General features: G+C 73.5%; 12 protein-coding genes and 1 pseudogene. 3 read left to right on the top strand and 10 right to left on the bottom strand.

Going from position 1 to position 18,592, the window contains the following annotated elements; genetic code table 11:
• The first annotated feature begins 475 nt into the window (after positions 1-475).
• On the top strand, positions 476-1,942 hold the full coding sequence (locus AB0F58_RS27835; protein WP_357149079.1) for a family 43 glycosylhydrolase: 1,467 nt from the start codon (positions 476-478) through the stop codon (positions 1,940-1,942).
• 114 nt (positions 1,943-2,056) lie between these two features.
• A complete protein-coding gene (locus AB0F58_RS27830) occupies positions 2,057-3,670 on the top strand; it encodes an RICIN domain-containing protein (protein WP_357149076.1) in 1,614 nt (537 codons plus the stop codon).
• A 143-nt stretch (positions 3,671-3,813) separates the two neighbouring features.
• On the opposite strand, the pseudogene AB0F58_RS27825 reads toward AB0F58_RS27830, so the two are convergent.
• The 4 genes and pseudogenes from AB0F58_RS27825 to AB0F58_RS27810 form a co-directional block, all read right to left on the bottom strand.
• A pseudogene (locus AB0F58_RS27825) lies at positions 3,814-4,107 on the bottom strand (hypothetical protein); the annotation flags it as partial.
• Positions 4,086-4,745: a hypothetical protein gene (locus AB0F58_RS27820; protein ID WP_357149073.1), complete on the bottom strand. Its 660-nt coding sequence runs from the start codon at positions 4,743-4,745 to the stop codon at positions 4,086-4,088. The pseudogene AB0F58_RS27825 and the gene AB0F58_RS27820, both read right to left, overlap by 22 nt.
• Positions 4,746-4,922: 177 nt before the next feature.
• A complete protein-coding gene (locus tag AB0F58_RS27815) occupies positions 4,923-7,010 on the bottom strand; it encodes a cellulase family glycosylhydrolase (protein WP_357149070.1) in 2,088 nt (695 codons plus the stop codon).
• Between the two features lie 200 nt (positions 7,011-7,210).
• Positions 7,211-9,676 (bottom strand): glycogen debranching N-terminal domain-containing protein, encoded by a 2,466-nt coding sequence (locus AB0F58_RS27810; protein ID WP_357149067.1) that lies wholly within the window; start codon positions 9,674-9,676, stop codon positions 7,211-7,213.
• A 168-nt stretch (positions 9,677-9,844) separates the two neighbouring features.
• Here AB0F58_RS27810 and AB0F58_RS27805 point away from each other — a divergent pair, with 168 nt between their 5' ends.
• A complete protein-coding gene (locus AB0F58_RS27805; RefSeq protein ID WP_357149064.1) occupies positions 9,845-10,630 on the top strand; it encodes an alpha/beta fold hydrolase in 786 nt (261 codons plus the stop codon).
• A 57-nt stretch (positions 10,631-10,687) separates the two neighbouring features.
• Here AB0F58_RS27805 and AB0F58_RS27800 read toward each other — a convergent pair whose 3' ends face one another.
• The 6 genes from AB0F58_RS27800 to AB0F58_RS27775 form a co-directional block, all read right to left on the bottom strand.
• Complete coding sequence (locus tag AB0F58_RS27800; protein WP_357149061.1) at positions 10,688-11,389, bottom strand: VOC family protein; 702 nt, start codon at positions 11,387-11,389, stop codon at positions 10,688-10,690.
• Positions 11,390-11,415: 26 nt separating this feature from the next.
• Positions 11,416-13,425, bottom strand: coding sequence for an EAL domain-containing protein (locus AB0F58_RS27795; protein WP_357149058.1), 2,010 nt, complete (start codon positions 13,423-13,425; stop codon positions 11,416-11,418).
• A 239-nt stretch (positions 13,426-13,664) separates the two neighbouring features.
• On the bottom strand, positions 13,665-14,717 hold the full coding sequence (locus AB0F58_RS27790; protein WP_357149055.1) for a S1 family peptidase: 1,053 nt from the start codon (positions 14,715-14,717) through the stop codon (positions 13,665-13,667).
• A gap of 326 nt (positions 14,718-15,043) precedes the next feature.
• Positions 15,044-15,958 (bottom strand): NAD-dependent epimerase/dehydratase family protein, encoded by a 915-nt coding sequence (locus AB0F58_RS27785; RefSeq protein ID WP_357149052.1) that lies wholly within the window; start codon positions 15,956-15,958, stop codon positions 15,044-15,046.
• Positions 15,955-17,076, bottom strand: a complete 1,122-nt coding sequence (locus AB0F58_RS27780; protein WP_357149049.1) for a cytochrome P450 — start codon at positions 17,074-17,076, stop codon at positions 15,955-15,957. Before AB0F58_RS27780 ends, AB0F58_RS27785 begins: the two co-directional genes overlap by 4 nt.
• Before the next feature lie 4 nt (positions 17,077-17,080).
• On the bottom strand, positions 17,081-18,562 hold the full coding sequence (locus tag AB0F58_RS27775) for a class I adenylate-forming enzyme family protein (RefSeq protein WP_357149046.1): 1,482 nt from the start codon (positions 18,560-18,562) through the stop codon (positions 17,081-17,083).
• Positions 18,563-18,592 lie beyond the last annotated feature (30 nt).

Here is an 18,592-nt window from a genome sequence, read left to right as displayed (position 1 = left end):
GCACGCGGTCCACCCGACCCTCGGGGGGCGGGGCGGCGGTGCTCGGGGGTGAGCCATCTCCAACGCCACCGGCCCGACCCGCATTCCGAGGCGGCAGCCCGGCCCGGGGGCGGGTCAGTGCTGCCTGGGGGGTGAGCCCGGTCCAACACCCCCGACCCCGACCCGATTCCCGGGCGGGGAAGTATGGGGGACGGACCCGGGGCTCGGCCCTGGCGGGTGCGCCAGCCATGTACAACGCCGCGGCACCCCGCGCCGGGGGCCGCCGCACCGGACGGCCGGGGCCGAACCCGACATCCGCACCTTGCCGGCGAACCCTGCACCACATGCCCCCGAGAGGACATCACGGGGGCCCCTTCCCGCACGGGGAGGGACCTCGGCCGCCTCCACACCCATTGACCGATGTGGTCGAGCTAGCGATACTCGGCGATGTTAGCGATAACATCAGAGCTGTCCACTCGACCGGCGAGGTGGCACGATGAGACATGACCTGACCCGACGAACCCTGCTGCGCGGTGGCCTCGGCGTGGCCGCCACCGGCTTCGCCGGCGGGCTCCCCGCCGCTGCGCACGCCCAGCCGGGACCGGCTCCCCTCCGGTCCGACCAGGAGGTCTACGGCGTCACCACGGTCGATCCACTGATCGTGCGGCGGGCCGACCCCTTCGTCACCCCGCGGGTGAACGGGACGTACTACTTCACCGGCTCGGTCCCGGAGTACGACCGGATCGTGGTGCGGGGCGCGACCACCCTCGCCGGGCTCGCCAACGCCACCGAGACGGTCGTCTGGCGGCGACCGGCCAGCGGACGGATGGGCGGGCACATCTGGGCCCCGGAGCTGCACCGGATCGACGGCCGGTGGTACGTCTACTTCGCCGCCGGCGACTCCGACGACGTCTTCCGGATCCGGATGTACGTGCTGGAGTCCGCCCTGGCCGACCCGAGGGACCCGGCCGGCTGGCGACTGCGCGGCCAGCTCACCACCGAGTGGGACAGCTTCTCGCTGGACGCCACGACCTTCGCGCACCAGGGCCGCCGCTACCTGGTCTGGGCGCAGAGCGAGCCGGGGATCGCGGTGAACTCCAGCCTGTACATCGCGGAGATGGACACCCCCTGGTCGATCCGGACCCGGCCGGTGCGGATCGCCACCCCCACCCTGAGTTGGGAGCGCCAGGGTTTCGCGGTCAACGAGGGCGCGGCGGTGCTCGTCCGGAACGGTCGGGTCTTCATGACCTTCTCGGCGAGCGCGACGGACGCCCGCTACTGCATGGGCCTGCTGACCGCCGACGCCAACGCCAACCTGCTCGACCAGCGGTCGTGGCAGAAGACCCCGGACCCGGTCTTCGTCACCAACGAGCGGACCCGGCGCTACGGGCCGGGGCACAACTCGTTCACCGTCGCCGAGGACGGCGTGACCGACGTCCTCGTCTACCACGCCCGGGACTACCGGGACATCACCGGCGACCCGCTCTACGACCCCAACCGGCACACCCGGGTCCAGCGGCTGTACTGGCACCCGGACGGCACTCCACTGTTCGGGGTACCGGTCGGCACGGGCGGGCCGATCGTCCGGCTCTCCCCCGCCGACGCCCGCCGGTCGTTCGTCCGGCACTACGGGTACGTGCTCCGGGTCGACGGCGACGTGCGGGAGCTGGCCGACTCCCAGTTCCGGTTCGTCCCCGGCCTCGCCGGTGGCGGCACCGAGTCCCTCCGGTCGGTGAACTTCCCGGACCACTACGTCCGCGTCACCGACGGCGTGGTCCGCATCGAGCCGGTGCCGGGCGGCGGCGACCCCACCGGCCGGGCGAGCTTCCGTCGGGTGCCCCGCAGCGACGGTGCCGTCTCGCTGCAACTGGCCGGGGACGCCGGGGCCCACCTCCGGCACGAACAGGGGAGGCTGACGGTCGGGCCGGCGGCCGGCGACCGCACCGCCTTCCTGCTGAGCTGATTCCTTGACCGCATTGATGGGTAAAGATACCTTTGCGGCAATAGGAAAGCGCTTGCCGGCCACGTTGGCGCGGCCGGTGGGCCCTCCCGCCACCACCCCCACCGAGGAGCCTTCATGGCACCAACCACCACCACACCCCGGCGCCCACGGCGCTGGCGGTTCGCCATCGCGGCCAGCGCCGTCCTCGCCCTCGTCGGCGTCGACGCGGCCGTCATCGCGCCCGCCGCGTCGGCGACGACCGTCGACACCGGCGCCACCTACGTGTTCGTCAACCGGAACAGCGGCAAGGCCATGGACCTGTACGGGTGGTCCACCGCCGACGGCGCGCCGGTCAACCAGTACGCCCGCAACGACCTCGCCGTCCAGCAGTGGCGCTTCGTCGACGTCGGCAGCGGTTACTACCAGATCCGCTCGGCGCACAGCGGCAAGGTGCTCGAACTGCCCAGCGCCGACGACGGCGTGCCGCTCGTGCAGAACCCGGCGGTCAGCGGCAACACCCGACAGCACTTCCGCCTCGCCGACTCCGACGGCGGGCACGTGCGGTTCGTCAACCGGCACTCCGGTAAGGCGCTCGACGTCTGGGAGTGGTCCACCGCCGACGGCGCGATGATCTCGCAGTACCAGGATCTCGGCGGCTGGAACCAGCAGTGGCAGATGATCACGCTCGGCTCGGGCAGCGGCTGCGGCAGCGGCTCGTTCCAGGCCGAGGCGGTGCTCAGCGGCAGCACCTGGACCGCCCGCAACGGCAGCAGCACCGTCTACACCGGCAGCGACATGCGCGCCGCCGTACAGGCCGCGGTCAACAGCCTCAGTGCCGGACGGACCAGCAAGCAGCGCGTGGTCGTCCGGGGGTCCGGGTCGATCAGCGCCGGCTCGCGGATCTCGCTGCCCAGCTACACCACGATCGACGTCTGCGGCACCATCAACGTCACCGGCTCGGGCTCCGGCGACCAGGCGCCGATCTACTCGCGCGGCACCACCCAGGTCGAGGTCCAGCACCTCACGGTCACCGGCGCCCCGCTGTACGGCATCTTCATGCGCAACGTCACCGACGTGATCCTCGGCCAGATCGACATGCGGCTCTCCGCCGGTCTCGGCGTCCGGATCGACAACCGGGGCGACACCAGCCAGTGGAGCCGCAACATCCGCATCGACAACGTCTTCGTCTCCGGTGCCAGCTCGCACGCGGTCGAGACGTACGGCGTGGACGGCCTGACCGTCGGCACCGTCACCGCCCGCAACGTCGGCGAGTCCGGCCTGCTGCTCAACCAGACGATCAACGCCACGGTCACCACCGTGGACGCGGAGAACGCCGGCGCCGGCACCGGGTACGCGGCGTTCCGGATGGCCAACCGCAACGGCCGGGTCGGCAGCAGCTACCCCACCAACATCCGGGTCGGCACGGTCCGGGCCCGGGGCGGCGGCCGGGGCGTCTTCTGCGTCTCCGAGTCCGGCGGCGCGACCATCGACCGGGTGGACATCGCCAACACCGGGAACAACGCGATCCTGATCGAGAACTGCTACGGCGTGAACATCGCGGCGGGCGGCGGCACGATCAGCGGCGGCGGTGAGATCCGGCTCGCCGAGCGCAGCGAGTTCCCCGGCAACCGGGACATCACGCTGCGGAACTTCACCCTGGTCAACAGCCGGATCACCGAGAATCCCTGCGCCGACAACCTGACCATCAGCAACGTCACCCTGTCCAACTCCACGATCGTCCGGTGCTGACCCACTGAGCACCCGGCTCCCTCAGGCCCCCGGCCGACGCCCCGCCCCGGCGAGGCGTCGGTCGTGGGGTTCCCGCCGCGCGGGGAGGACGGGAGCGCCCTCCCGGTACCGGCGTGCGGCGACGAAGCCGGCGCCGCGGCTGGTCACGCCGGCCTCCCGCCGTCCTCCTCGCGGTCCGACGCCCGCTCGGTCTCCTGACGCTCGGTCTCCTGAAGCTTGACGAACGCCTGCACGAACCTCGCGATCTCGGCCTCGTCGTTGCCCTCGAGGCGCAGCGTCTTGCCGTGGATCGTCACCTCGACGGTGCGTCTGCCGTCGGGCTGGTGACGGCTCCGGACCCAGGCCGCGACGGTGTTCGCGACCGCGCCGAGAGCCGTCAGCGCGGTCACGCCGACGAGCAGTTCCTCGAACACCGTCACCACCTCTCGGAGAGGATCACGTTGGCCACACTGGCCACGATGGCGAAGAGCAGCACCAGCGCGGAGACGTTGGTGATGCGACTCCGGCGGTCCTCCGCCGTCTCGGTCGGGACGGCGGGCTGCGCTCGCGTCGACCCCTCGGGCGCCCCGACCCGGTCGGTGTCTACGGCGCCGAGGTGCCCCGGCACCGAGGCGGGCGCGTCTCCGATCGGGCCGCGCACCTCGTCGGGCGGGCTGCCGATCCCCTTCGGCAGGGCGTCGACCTCCGGCGACGCAGCCGGGGCGGCGGCCGTAGCGGAGGCTCTGCTGTCCGCGGTCTTGGCAGCTCCGTAACCGACTGCCGCCAGCGTGATGATGATCAGCGCAAAGGCGATGGCGAGGCCGTGGGCGATGTCCACGTGCCCGTTCAGTCTCCGGTCGAACACGAGGTCACCGACGGCTGCCGTGGCCAGTCCGATGGCCAGGAAGAAGAGCTCACCGTCACCGAAGACGTCGGCCGCCTCGGAGGTGCTGCCCTGCAGCCACAGCACCCCGGCCTGACTGATGACGGGGAGCAGGCCCAGGAGCAGTCCGAAGAAGAGCCACTTGCAGAGCTTGCGCACCACCCGCTGGGTCGCCGTCATCCCGGTCTGGATGGAGACCTGCGTGGGTGTCATGGGCCCTCCCGGCCGCCGGACTGTCCTGCCACGATACCGGCCATTGGCGACCGGCCGGTCAGGCCGGTCCACAGGGGATGGACGGCGTCGCGCGCCGACACACCACCCTCGCCCGGCTCCGCCGACGCGCGCCCGTGGTCCGGCCGGGCTGCCCGGCCGGACCACGGCGTACGTGGGTCAGGCGGTGGTGCCGGTGACGCTGCCGCCGGACTTCGTGACCCGGTAGGTCACCCGCTCCCCGCTCCAGAAGTGGAAGGTCAGGGTGACCGGTGCGCCGTCGTTCACCTCGGCGAAGAACTCCGGCTTCAGGACGATCCGGTTCCCGGCGTAGTCGGGGGCGAAGGTGACGTCGAACTCCTTGTACGACGTCCAGTTGTGCGGGCCGGCGTTGCTGCCGTCGGCGTACTTCGCCTCCATCGTGGCGAGTTGGTCGCCCCGGAACTGGGTGGGCAGGGCGAACGCGCCCGTCGTGCCGGTGGCGCTGGAGAGCACCGGCCGGTCGTAGGTGACCACGTTGATCCGCCACGGCACCCCGGCGGAGAAGCGGGCGTGCAGGGTGGCGTTCACCCCGTACGCCCGGGTGCCGTGCAACCGGGTGAGCGCGGCGGCGGTGAGGGTGAGCTGGTCACCGCTGACCGTGTAGTCGGTGCCCCGGACCAGCTCGGTGGAGCCCTGGCGGAGCCCGACGAAGGACGTGCCGTTCAGGTTGAGGGTGAGCGACTTGGCGGTGATCGCGCCGGCCCGCGCGGTGAACACCTGGTCGGCGGAGGCGGTGCCGGAGCGGGTGGTCCAGCTCGACCGGATCTGCCCGAACAGCTCCGGGTCCTGCCAGGTGAAGCCGGTCCGGTGGAAGTGCTGACCGTTGTCCCAGAGCATGGTGGTCAGCCGCTTGGACCGGGCGTAGTGGCCGAGGAACTCGAAGAACTTGAGCTTCTCGCCCTGCTGGATGGTGCCGGTGTGCCGGTCGAAGCCGAGCAGGCCGTACTCGCCGATGACCACCGGGATGCCCCGGGCGACGAAGGTGTCGTGCACCCGGTCGAAGGAATCGGTCAGGTCCTTCTGCACCGCGGCGTCGAACCGGGTGCCACCGGCGACGTTCACGCTGAACGGCCAGTATCCGTAGAAGTGCACCGTGGCGATCAGATACGGGTCGTCCAGGGCGTCGAACGTCGTGGCCAGCTCGTCGAGGCGGGCCTGCTCGGACGAGGTGTGCAGGGTGGGCAGCACCAGCAGCCGGGAGGTGTTGTTGCCCCCGGAGGCCCGGACGATGCGGTGGAACGAGGTGTTCAGCTCGTGCAGCAGCGCGGCGTTCTGGGCGTCGCCGGAGCTGCCGGTGAACTGCGGTTCGTTGACGCTCTCGAAGACCAGCTTCGGCGAGGAGGTGCGGAAGGCGGTCGCCAGCTGGGTCCAGACCGCGTTGTACTTGTTCAGCACACCGGCGCGGTCACCGGGCATGGTGTTGATCCACTGCCAGGAGTCGTGATGGATGTTGATCATCACGTAGAAGCCGTCGGCGAGCGCCCAGTCGACCACCTCCTTGACCCGGTTCAGGTAGGCGGTGGCGATGGTGTGGTTCGGTGCGCCGCCCAGGTGGGCGCTCCAGGTGACCGGGATGCGGATGCTCCGGAAGCCCTGGGCCCGGACGTTGTCGAGCAGTTCGGGGGTGATCCGGGGATTGCCCCAGGCGGTCTCGTCCGCGCCGACCGAGTCGAGGGAGTTGCCGAGATTCCAGCCGGGCTGCATGGCGGCGACGGCGGCCATCGCGTCGGTGGCCGGCGGCGGGGTGGTGGGGGGCGGGGTGGTCGGCGGTGGGGTGGTCGGCGGGGTGGTGGCGCCGGTGCAGGTCACGCCGTTGAGCGCGAACGCCGTCGGCGCGGTGTTGCCGCCGGACAGGGATCCGTTGAAGCCGAAGGAGACGGTGGCGTTGGTGGGGACGGCGGCGTTGTAGCCGACGTCCGTGGCGGTGACGTCCGCCCCTGAGGCGGTGACGGTGGCGTTCCACGCCTGCGTCACCCGCTGTCCGGAGGGGAAGGTCCAGGTCAGGCGCCAGCCGCTGATCGCCTCACCGAGGTTCTTGATGGTGACGTTGGCGCTGAAGCCGCCCTGCCACTGACCGCCGACGGCGTAGGTCACCTGGCAGCCGGCGGCGGCCTGGGCGGGGCCGGTCCCCGCCAGGGCGAAACCGAGGGCCAGGGCGGTGACCGCACCGGCCGCCGCGCCGATCCGCCATCGTGTTCGTCGTAGGGTGCCGCGAATACCGGTCATGACGCTCCTTACCGGGACGGGAGGTGCTTCGGTGGGGGTACGACCGGGACGCCCGCCGCCCACGTCGGCCACGTCCACGTCCCGCGCAGATTAAGTTTGGAATCCAAACTTTGTCAATCGGCAGCCTACCCGGGCAGCCACTGTCCGAGATGGATGGTCCACCGAGGGCCGGCGCCGCGGGAGCGCGTCGCAGACGCAGGTCAGGGCGTACGGGGGCTGGCGAAGGGACGCCCCCGGCCGAACGCGTCGGCGTAACCCCACCGGCCCTGGATGTCCAGCAGTTCGATCTGGCCGAGCTCCTCCGGCAGGGCGGCGTCGACCGCCAGGTGGTCCTCGTACGGTTCGAGGCCGAGCAGCGCCCGCAACAACAGCAGGGTCGCCCCGGCCGATGGGGCGTACGGGCTGTCGGCGAACCGGTGCGGTACCGGCACCCGGGTGCGTTCCCGGTCGTACCCGGCGAAGAGGGCGGGCAGCCGGCCGCCGAAGTACCGCGACGCGTCCAGCAGGTCGCGGGCGATGCGGCCGGCCTCCCGCTTGAAACCGTAGCGGCGCAACCCCCAGACGATCAGCGAGTTGTCCGCCGGCCACACCGCGCCGGTGTGGTGGCCGAGCGGGTTGAACTCCGACTCGGTGGCGCCGAGGGTGCGCACCCCCCAACCCGAGTAGAGGGCCGGACCGAGCAGGTGCCGCACCAGGTGGCCGGCGCGCTCCGGCGGGACGATACCGCTGAACAGCAGGTGCCCGAGGTTCGACGCCAGCGCGTCGACCCGTGTCCCGTCGGCCTGCAGGGCGAGCGCGTAGTACTCACGCTCGGGGATCCAGAAGTCCCGGTCGAACCGTTCCCGCAGGTCGTCGGCCTCCCGGTCCAGGCGATCCGCCCACTGCGGGTCGTTCCAGAACAGCCGGGCCAGCCGGGCCCCCCGCCGCTTGGCGTCGTAGGCGTACCCCTGGAACTCGCAGATCGCCTGGGGGAACGTGGCGGGCCGTCCGTCGCGGAAGCAGATGCCCTGCACCGAGGCGCGCCAACTCTCGTTGGACTGCCCGGTCCGGGTCTGTCGACAGGCGGACCAGACGTAGCCCATCCCGACCGGGTCGGCGTACCGGTCCAGCCAGTCCAGGGCAGCGCGGACGTGGAACTCGTACCCGCGGACCGCCTCCGCGTCGCCGGTCCAGCGTTCGTACTCGTCGAGCAGGATGACGAAGAGCGGGGTGGTGTCTGCGGCGGTGAAGGCCGCGGCGTCGGGAGCGTCGTTGAAGGCGGCGGACTCGCCGTACCGGCTCTCCTGGAGGATCTTGCCGGGCTGCTCGCCACGGAAGGGGTCGTGGCGCACCCCCTGGCTCAACGCCAGGATCCGCAGGGTGGCGACCGCCCGGTGCGGCATGAAGGGCAGCACCTGGAAGGCGCTGATCAGGTTCTCCCGGCCGAGCAGCGCCATCGACCAGGGCAGGCCGGTCGCGGGTAGCTGATCCCGGTAGTTGAGTCCCTGGTAGTGCAGGGCGGCGAGGTCGCGGACGCTCCGTGCGAAGGCGTCGGCGAGGGGCTGGTGGTCGGTCCGTAACCGGGGAACGCCGGCGACGATGGCGTCGATCTCGCGGGCCGTCTCGGCGCGTGAGGGGCTGACCGCACCCTCGAGACGCTCACGCAGGTCCCGGTGCTGCAGGTCCCGGACGAGGGTCAACACCCGCAGCCGGGTCGACCAGGTGCCGTGCGGCACGACGGTGACGGTGTAGCTCAGACCGTGTTCGTCCAGGTCGGCCGGCTGACTGGTGGAGATCACCGTCTCCCGGTGCAGCGTCTGCCGCCGGTAGTGCAGCCGCAGCGTGCGCTCGTCGATGGTGGCGACCACCGGGCGGTTCCGGCAGAGACGTTCCCGGATCTCCTGCACCTCGGCGAAGTCCGCGCCGACCTCGAGTCGGACCACGTACCGCAGCGGCTCCGGCGCGAAGTTGATGAGGGTGATCTCCTCCTCGTAGGCCTGCCCGACACTGCGGTGGCGCAGGACCGACGTGGTCGCGTTGACGTAGTGCGTCGGCTGGCCGGGCACCAGCGCGAACCGGGCCTCGGCGGTGCCGATGTCGTCGACCGACAGCACCGACAGCCGCTCCCCGTTGACCGTGACCCGCCAGGTCGACAGGAAGCGGGTGTCGAAGAAGAAGAGGCCGAGCGGACTGTTCGGGTTCGGGTCGACGTCACCGTGGTGGTCACTGGTCATGAACAGGTCGCCGGAGAAGACGTTGGTGGACTCGGGAAGCCCGACACCCGCCCGGTTGGTGCCGCTGGGTGACCCGTGCACCGGGTCGGGGTTGGCGCTGTCGGCGGTCCCGGGCGGCAGCAGACACCGGAAGGTCAGGAGCAGCGACAGGTCACCCTCGACCGACAGGACGCCCCGCAACAGCATGGCCACCACGTGGTCCTTGCCGTCGAGCAGGCGGACGAACATCTCGGGCCGGATCTCCACCACACAGTCGACCCGGCCGCCGGCGCGGTCCACCCGGACCTGCCCGGCCCGCACGTGCGCGAACCAGACCGTGGCCTCCCCGTCGACGTCGACGACGTCGAACCGGATGCTGCCGTGCGGCGCGGGCGGCAGCCGGCCGGGCGCGGACTCCGCCAGACCAGCGAAGAACCGGTCGATCCGGTCGAACGCCGCGGACCCCGTCGACACCCACCACCACCCCTTCCGCCATACAACACAAAACGGAAGTATCGGCAGATAATCGAGCGTACGCTACGGAGCGCCACCGCGAGCGCGCTTCAGTGGGAACGACAGACCGGTGCCCCGCCCCGATCGGGAGAGCCCGTCCGGACACCGGCCACGACCTCGGGAGGGCCCATGTCGGACCGACACACCGCCGCCGGAATCCGGTACCGGACGTACGGGCACGGCCACCGGGGCACCTTCCTGCTCGTGCACGGCTGGTGCGGCAACCACGAGTTCATGGAGCCGGTCGCCCGGCACCTCACCACCCGCCACGCGCGGGTGATCGCCGTCGACATGCCGGGGCACGGCGAGAGCCCTCCACCCCCCGACGGGTACGCCGTGGAACACCTGGCCGGACGGCTCCGCGCCCTGGCCGTCGCCCTCGACCTGCGCGACGTCGTGGTGGTCGGGCACAGCCTGGGCGGAGTCTGGTCCCTCGCCACCGTCGCCGGGGACCGGGACCGCTTCACCGGTCTCGTCCTGCTCGACTCGGCCGTGGCCGGTCCTCCCGGCGCCGCCGACGCGGTCGAGCAGACCGCCCGGTCGCTGCGCGACGACACCTCCGGGGCGGTCCGCGAGTCGATCGTCCGCTCGTACTTCCTGCCCCGCTCGGACCCCCGGCTGGTCGAGTGGGTGGTCACCGCGATGGCCACGCCCAGCACCGAGGTCGCCCACGAACCGATCGCCGGACTGGCCACGTTCCTGCGCGCGGAGGGTGACGTCGCGGCGCTGGCCCGCTGGGACCGGCCCCTGCTCTTCGTCGGCAGCAACGCCCCGTTCGCCGACTACGCCCGCCTGGCCGAACTGGCTCCCCGCGCCGACATCGGGCAGACCGTCGGCTCGGGGCACTTCGTGCAGTTGGAGGTGCCGGCGCAGGTCAACGCGATGATCAGCCGGCACCTTCAGCTCACCCGGTGACCGCTCCCCCGGGCCTTCGCCGGCACGGCGGGCTACCGCGCCGGAGGCGTCCACCGGTCACCGGTGTCCCTCCCGGACAGCCGGGCGAAGGACGGTGAACACCGCGCCGCTCGGGTCGGCGAGCGCGGCCACCCGCCCGGTCGGCACGTCCCGGGGTGGCACCAGGAGTCGTCCGCCCAACCGGGGAGCCCGTTCGGCGACGGCGTCCGGATCGGTCACCGCGAAGTAGACCATCCAGCCGGTGGGCAGCACGTCGGCCAGCGGCGCGGGCAGCGCCAGGCGGCCGGCGACCGGCCGGCCGTCGGCGGTGAGCAGGACGTAGGAGTCGTCCGGCACGCCGGGCGGCGGGGTCGCGCGCAGCCCCAGGGCGTCGGTGTGGAACCGGTCGGCATCGCCGGGGGCGAGCGTCATGTACTCGTACCAGCAGGGTCGGCCGGGCCCCGGGGCCACGGCGGTCACCCCGGAGCGGACCCGGAAGCAACCGCCGAGGGGATCGTGCACGTCGTCGCCGCGCAGCCGGGCTCCGGCGCCGGCCGCCGTGGCCCGGACGGCCCCGGCGTCCTCGGCGGCGAAGACCGTCCACCAGCGGGCCGGCGCGACGCCGGCGCGCAGGTCGGCGACGGGTACGCCGTCGAGCAGCGCGGTGGTGTCGGTGTACGTCCAACCGAGCAGGTCGGCGTAGAAGGGGCGGACGGCGGCGACGTCGGTGGTGACGAGTTCGACACGGTCCGGTACCGCCGGGGTGGTGGGTGCGCTCACCTGGATCTCCCGATCAGTCGGCGTGGTCAGTGGTCGGGTTGTCGTACCACGGCGTCGGCGGTGGTGGCGGTACGCCGTTCGGCACGGACCCGGTCGAGCAGGAGGTCCAGCGGAACCGGACGACCCAGGTGGAAGCCCTGCCCGGAGTCGACCCCGAGCTGACGCAGCGCCGGCACCAGCCCGGCGTGCTCCACCGACTCGGCGACCGTCCGCATGCCCAGCCCGTGCGCGGCCCGCACCACGGCGTCGATGAGCACCGGGTCGGCGCCGCCCCGGTCGGCGTGCCGGACGAAGTCACCGGCGATCTTGACGGTGCTGAACGGCAGGTGCTTGAGGTAGGCGAAGGAACCGAAGCCGGCCCCGAAGTCGTCCAGGCTCAGCCGGCAGCCGGCGTCGCGCAGGGTGCCGGCGAGGCTGCGGACCGCGGCGACGTTGGTGATCGCCGCGGTCTCGGTCACCTCCAGGCCCAGCCGGTCGGCGTCGACCCCGACCGTCCGCAGCCGCTCCACCACCCAGTCGCCGAAGCCGGGCGACTCCATCGACCGGGCGGAGATGTTCACGTCGAAGCGCAGCCCCGCGGCGGAGGCGGCGGGGTCGGCCAGCGCCGCGGTGGCGGTGGTCACCACCCACCGGTCGAGTTCGCCGATCAGGTCGTCCCGCTCCACCGTCGGCAGGAAGTCGCCGGGGGCCAGCGGTGGCTGCCGGCCGTCCCGCAGGCGGATGAGCAGCTCGTGACTGACCACCTCACCGGTGAGCAGGTCGACGATCGGTTGCGCGTCGAGGTGCATCCGGTGCTCGCGGAGCGCGTCGCGGGCCCGGGTCACCACGCTGACCCGCTGCACCGCGTGCCGGTAGTGCTCGGGCAGGTAGAGCCGGGCCCGGTTCCGGCCGGCGTTCTTCGCCTCGTAGAGCGCGAGGTCGGCGTGGGCGAGCACCGCGTCCCGGGTGTCGCCGGCCTCCAGCGGGGCGGCCCCGATGCTCAGGGTGACCCGCAGGCCCGCGCCGGCCAGCGGTACCGGCGTCCGCGCGGCCACGTCGCAGAGCGTCTCGGCGACGGCGAGGGCGTCGCCGGCCGTGGTCACCGGCAGGACGACGGCGAACTCGTCGCCACCGAGGCGACCCAGCACCGTGCCGGTGGGCAGGTGGCGCACGAGCAGCCGGGCGAGCACCCGCAGCACGTCGTCGCCGACGGCGTGCCCGTGCACGTCGTTGATGTCCTTGAAGTTGTCGATGTCGATCAGCAGCAGCGCACCGGGCGGACCACCGCCCCGGGCGAGCAGGTCGTCCAGGCGGGCGAGCAGGGCCCGCCGGTTGGGCAGGTCGGTCAGCGGATCCCGCTCGGCCAGCCGGGTCAGCTCGTCCTGGACCCGCCGCATCTCGGTGATGTCGTGCGCGGTGCCGAGCACCCGGAGCGGAGCGCCGGCGGTGTCGGTGAAGACCTCGCCGTAGCACTCGAAGACCCGCAGGGTGCTGCGGTCGGCCAGGTACATCCGGTGGGTGTACGCGAACGGCCCGCCGGCGCCCAGGGCCCGTTCGAGGGTCCGCTCGACCAGGCCGACGTCCTCGGGGTGGAGCAGCTGCCGGTACGACGGGTAGTCCAGTTCGGTGCCGGGCGGATAGCCGAACATCTGCAACAGCACATCGGACCAGACGACCGAGTCGGTGGCGATGTCCCACTCCCAGGTGCCCACCTTGGCGAGCTGCTCGATGTGGGCCAGCCGCCAGCGGTAGTTGCGGCCCGCCTCGCGCTCCCGGCGTTCGGCGCTGACGTCGCGCAGCTCGTACAGGTGCAGGAGCTGACCGTCGTGGTCGACCCGCTGACAGCGCACCTCCAGCCAACGGGCGCCGCCGTCCGGCTGCGGGCAGGACACCTCGACCGGGGCGCCGTCCGGTCCGATCCCGGTCAGCGGCAGGTCGTCGACCCGTACCCCCAGCCGACGGGCGGCGGGATTGGACCAGAGGCAGCGGCCGTCGACGGTGCGCATCGTCAGGGCGACGGAGGCGACGTCGGCCGCGACGGCCGGCAGAGTGCTCACTTGGTGGCCACCCCCATTCGCTCACCGCGCCCGGCACCGCTTCGCGCACTGACGCACCGTCGTCCGGTCGCGACGCGGAGTCTACTCACGGGTGCGGTGGCCGTGTGACGACGCCCACCGTCGGGACCACCGGTACGGCCGGCGTCCCTGGCCGGCGCTCGCCGGCGTCGTCCGGACAGCCGACAGCGGTGGTCGCCACGGGCGTGGCGACCACCGCTGTCGGGGGGGAGCGAGAACGGTCAGATGATCTCGACGCCGTAGACGCTCAGCGCCTCGGTGACCGGCTGGAAGTAGGTGGTGCCGCCGGAGGAGCAGTTCCCGCTGCCGCCCGAGGTCAGGCCGAGCGCGGTGGAGCCGCTGACCAGCGCGCCGCCGCTGTCACCCGGCTCGGCGCAGACGGTGGTACGGATCAGGCCGGAGACCGAACCCTCGGCGTAGTTCACCGTGGCGTTGACCGCCTCGACCGTGCCGTTGTGCAGGCCGGTGGTGCTGCCGGACCGCTCCACGGACTGACCGACGTAGGCGTCCGCGGCGCCGGTGACGTCCCGGGTGCTGCCGTTGTAGAGGTAGACGCTGCCGTCGGCGGCCGACGCGTCGCTGTGTCGCACGATGCCGTAGTCGTCACCCGGGAAGCTGCCCGTCCCGCCGGTACCGAGCAGGGCGCTCTGGCCGGAGTCGGCGTACCAGTTGCCGGTGATGTCGGTGCAGTGCCCGGCGGTGAGGAAGTAGTGGGTGTCGCCGCTGCGGACGTTGAAGCCGAGCGAGCAGCGTCCGCCGCCCTCGGCGTAGATGGCCTCGCCACCGGCGGCACGGGTGCTCAGCACGCCGGACTCGCGCTCGACGCGGACCGTGCCACCGAGCCGGGCGGCGACCGCCTCGACGCGCTTGAGCTTCGCGCCGGTGACCGTGCTGTCGACGGAGACGACCACCTGGTTGGTCGCCGGGTCGGTCCACCACGCGGTGCCGGGGATCCGCGCCGAGCGGTCCAGTTCCGCGGTGGCCCGCTTCAGTTCGTCGGCGCCCCGGGTCACCAGCTTGGGGGTGGCGCCGGCCGCACGGACCTTCTTCGCGGCGGCGTCGTCGGTCACGGTGACCACCATGGCGCCGTCAGCGCCGGCGTATGTCCCGGCGGACCGGTCGCCGAGTGCGGCGGCGAGCGCGGTGGCCTGGTCGGGGGAGGCGGCTGTCTCGGGTGCGGCCTGAGCGGGTGCGCTGGTCAAGGAGCCGATGACCAGCACGCCGGCCACCGCGGTGGCGGTGACGTGGCGCAGCGGGGACCCGGAGAGACGCATGTGCTTACCTCCATGTACGAGGGTGGGCCACCGAACGGGCAGCCCCGGTCAACCTTTTCGGCTGGTGAGGCTCAGCCGATCGGGATGCGTCGAAGTATTCACACGTCTGACAACCGTCGCAAGCGTGACGGTTGGCCGGACTAGCGACTCTTCACGGCTTCAGCGCCGACAGTGGCCTGTCAGATGTTTGGTGGCGATTAACAACATCTGCGCAGGTCAGCACGGTTGAAGAGGAACCCGTCGGTAACTTCGGCGAGCTGTCCGTCGGAGCGCTCCCAAAAGAAGTTCAATTTTCTTCCGGACCCCGGCCCCTGGGCGGGCCGGCGTCACCCGCCGAGGTGACCCAGAAAGTCGTCGAAGGTCCGGCGCGGCCGGTAGCCACGGGCGCGGGCCCGACCGATGTCGAGGACCACCCCCCGGGCGAGCTGGTCGACCGCGTAGCGGGTCAGCACCGGCGGTCGGCGGGTCAGCCGGGCCACGGTGGTCGACACGGTCGCCGCGGCGGTCGCCACGCCCACCGGCAGCCGGGCCAACCGCGCCGGGCTGCCGGTCGCCGCGAGCACTCCGCGCAGCACCGCGTCGCGCGAGTACGGCCGTTCGTCGGCGATGTTGTACGCCCCGGCCGGCCAGGTGGACGCGGCCAGGCAGGCCTCGGCCAGGTTCTCCACCGCGGTGAGGCTCAGTCGCACGTCCGGGCCGGGCACCGGCAGCCACCGCCCCCGGCGGGCGGCGAGCAGCCGGGGCAGCAGGTGCGGGTCCCCCGGACCGTAGACCGCCCGGGGACGCAGCACCACCGCCCCGGCCGCCAGGGCGAGCCGTTCCCCGGCGGCCTTGGTACGCCCGTACGCGGTCAGCTGACCGTCGACCGGGTGGTCCTCACCGAGCGGCCCCGCTCCCCCGGGCCGGTAGACGCTGGCGCTGCTCACCCAGACCAGCGGGCGGTCGCCGACGGCGTCGACCAGCCGGGCGGTGCCGTCGACGTTGACCGCCCGGTAGGCGCGCTCGGCCGCCGGACCCGGCGCCGGGTCGCCGACCGCCGCGGCGAGGTGGATCACCAGGTCGGCACCGGCGAGGTCGGGGGTCTGGTGGGCGGCGTCCCACGGCACGTGCCGGCCGACCGGCCCCGGCCGCCGGCCGAGGCAGCACACCCGGGCGCCGGCCGCGGCGGCGGCGCGGGCCACGGCGGAGCCGCAGAACCCGCTCGCCCCGGTGACCGCCACCCGCACGCCCGCCAGGGTCACCCGCCACCCCTGACCACCAGGCGGGCCCAGCCGGGCAGCGCGGCCCGCCCGTCCGCGCGGGCCGACACCACCACCGGGCGGTACGGCGCCAGGGCGGTGAGGACGTCGGCGAGCTGCGCCCGAGCCAGCCGGGCACCCGGGCAGGAGTGCGCGCCCGCCCCGAAGACCAGCCGCGCGGTCCGGGTCGGTGCGGGCGCGGCACAGTCCGGCCCGGACCGGTGTGCCCCGGCGGCGTGCCGGGCGACCAGCAGCAACCGGTCCCCGGGCCGGACCGGGCAGCCGGCCGCCGTGCCGGCCCCGGCGGCCACCCGGGGCAGCAGCGGACTCGGCGCGGTGACCCGCAGCAGTTCGTCGACGAGCACGTCGCGGGTGCCGGGGTCGGCGGCGGCGTCCCAGAGCCGGTCGTCGGCGCACCAGGCGACGGCCCGGGGGATGCCGGCCACGGTGGTGTTCACCGCCGCGACGGCGAGCATGCCGGCCAGTGCGGCCCGCTGCGGGGGCAGGCCGAGCAGGTCGGCCAGGTCGGTGACGGCCCGTCGGGCGGCGCGGGCGCGACCGGGCCGGCGCGGGCCGGGCAACTGCTCGGCCGCGGCCGTGGCGGCGGCGCGGCGGGCCGCGTCGGCCAGGGCGAGCGGGTCGACGTCCACCCCGAGCAGGGCCGCCGTGGTCGCGCCGGCCAGTTCGGCGACCACCGGCACCAGGTCCACCGCCGCGTCGTCACCCAGCGCGGTCAGGCGCTGGCGCAGCACCGCCGTCCAGACCGGACGGAGTTCGGCGACGCCGGCCGGGCCGAGCCCGTCGGCGAGCGTCCGGCGGGCGTGTCGGTGCCCGACCCCCTCCTGGTCGAAGAGGAGACCGTCGGTGCCGAGCCGACGGGCGGTACCGCCGACGGTGCCGCTGGCCAGCCGGTCCAGTGGGATGCGGGTCAACGCCTCGAGGTAGCCGCCCGGATCGTGCACCACCACGGTCCGGCCGAGCCGCAGCGCCGGCCACCGGCGGGTGGCGGCGAGCAGGGTGAACAGCACGGGGTAGCGACGCAGGTAGACCCGGCGGTCCCGGCGTCGTCCCCGGTCCGGCCCGGGGTGCCGCCGATCGGCGGGGGCGGTCGGGTCAGCCACGACGCTACCGCCGCCCGGCCGGCTCGGGGTAACCCGTGCGGGCGGCGGCCAGGGCGGCTGCGGCGGCCCGGTCCGGCTTGCGGGACCGCCCGGAGGTCGGCACCGTCGCCACGACCAGCGTGTCGGGACGGGCGGCGCCCATCCGGGCCAGCACCGGGTCGAGGCAGCGGCGCAGCGTGTCCGGGTCGACGCCCGGTTCGGGCTCGACCACGGCGACCAGCCGCTCGTCACCGTCGCCGACCGGCACGCCGACCAGCACCGCCAGGTTCACCCCGGAGACGTGCAGCGCCGGCTCGTACAGCCCGGGGTAGATGTTGACCGCCCGGCGCAGGATCATGTCCTTGCTCCGGCCGGCCAGGACGAGACGGTCGCCGTCGTACCGCGCGACGTCGCCGGTGTCGACCCAGTCCGCCGGCGGCTCGCCGAGGTAGCGGTGCGCCTGCCCCGGGCCCGCGAGCAGCAGCCGCCCGTCCGTCCCGATCCGGGTCCGAACACCCGGCAGCGGCGAGCCGACGAGATCGCCGGCACCGGTGAAGGCGCCCTTCTCGGCCGCTTCCACGGCGGCGGCCGGGAAGAGTTCGGTCAGCGCGTACACCCCCCAGGCCTGTTCCGCGCCGGCCCGCCGGATCCGGTCGAGCAGGGTGGCGCTCACCGGGGCGGAGCCGCTGTAGAACCGGCCGCTGAGCCGGGGCCCCTCGGCCAGCAGGGCCCGCAGCTGCGGCGGGGTGAGGTAGCTGGCCTGCGGACGCAACCGGGCCAGTTGTCGGGCCAGCCGCCGGGGTGAGCGCGCCGGCAGCGCGACCGGGGCGCCGCTGGCCAGGGCGGGCACCAGCACGAAGAAGGTGCCGCCGAGCACCGGCTGGTCCGGCCGGGGCCGGACCAGGTCGGCGACCGCGCGCATGCCGGCGTCCAGGCCGGATCGGCGGTGCACCACCGCCCGGGGCCGGCTGGTGGTGCCGGAGGTGAAGATGATCACCGCGTCACCGTCGTGGTCGCCGTACGCGGGAGCCGGTCCGGAACGGGGGCGCAGGGACGCGGCACAGCCGGGCAGCCGCCGCCCGACGGTGCGGACCGGGCCCAGGTCGGCCAACCGGGGCAGGGCCAGCCGGGCGCGGTCGGCCAGCGGCCGGGCCCAGCCGGCGACCGCCTGGGCGGCGGCGTCGGCGACGATCAGGGCGGGGCGGGCCAGGGCCAGCCGCGCGGTGAGCACCTCCGGCCCGGCGGAGGGGTCGAGCACCGCCACCCGCAGCCCGAGCCGGTGCGCGGCCAGCAGGACCGCCAGCGACCGGGGACCGGGGCGCACCGCCACCCCGAGGGTGTCCCCGGCGGCCAGTCCGTGGTGGTGCAGGGCGACGGCGTACCCGTCGGCGAGGTCGGCCAGGTCGCCCCGGGTGGCCCGGACCCGGGGTCGACCGGAGGCCGTGGTGGTGAGCACCGCCGGGGCGTCCGGACGGCGGCGGAGGGCGGCGGCCAGTTCGTCGAGCACGGGTTCTCCCGGTGGGACGCAGGTGACGGG

It is taken from the genome of Micromonospora sp. NPDC023956 (assembly GCF_040639195.1).
Lineage (GTDB): Bacteria > Actinomycetota > Actinomycetes > Mycobacteriales > Micromonosporaceae > Micromonospora.
The sequence above is the reverse complement of the archived record's forward strand: the minus strand, read 5'-3'. Positions and strand labels throughout refer to the sequence as shown.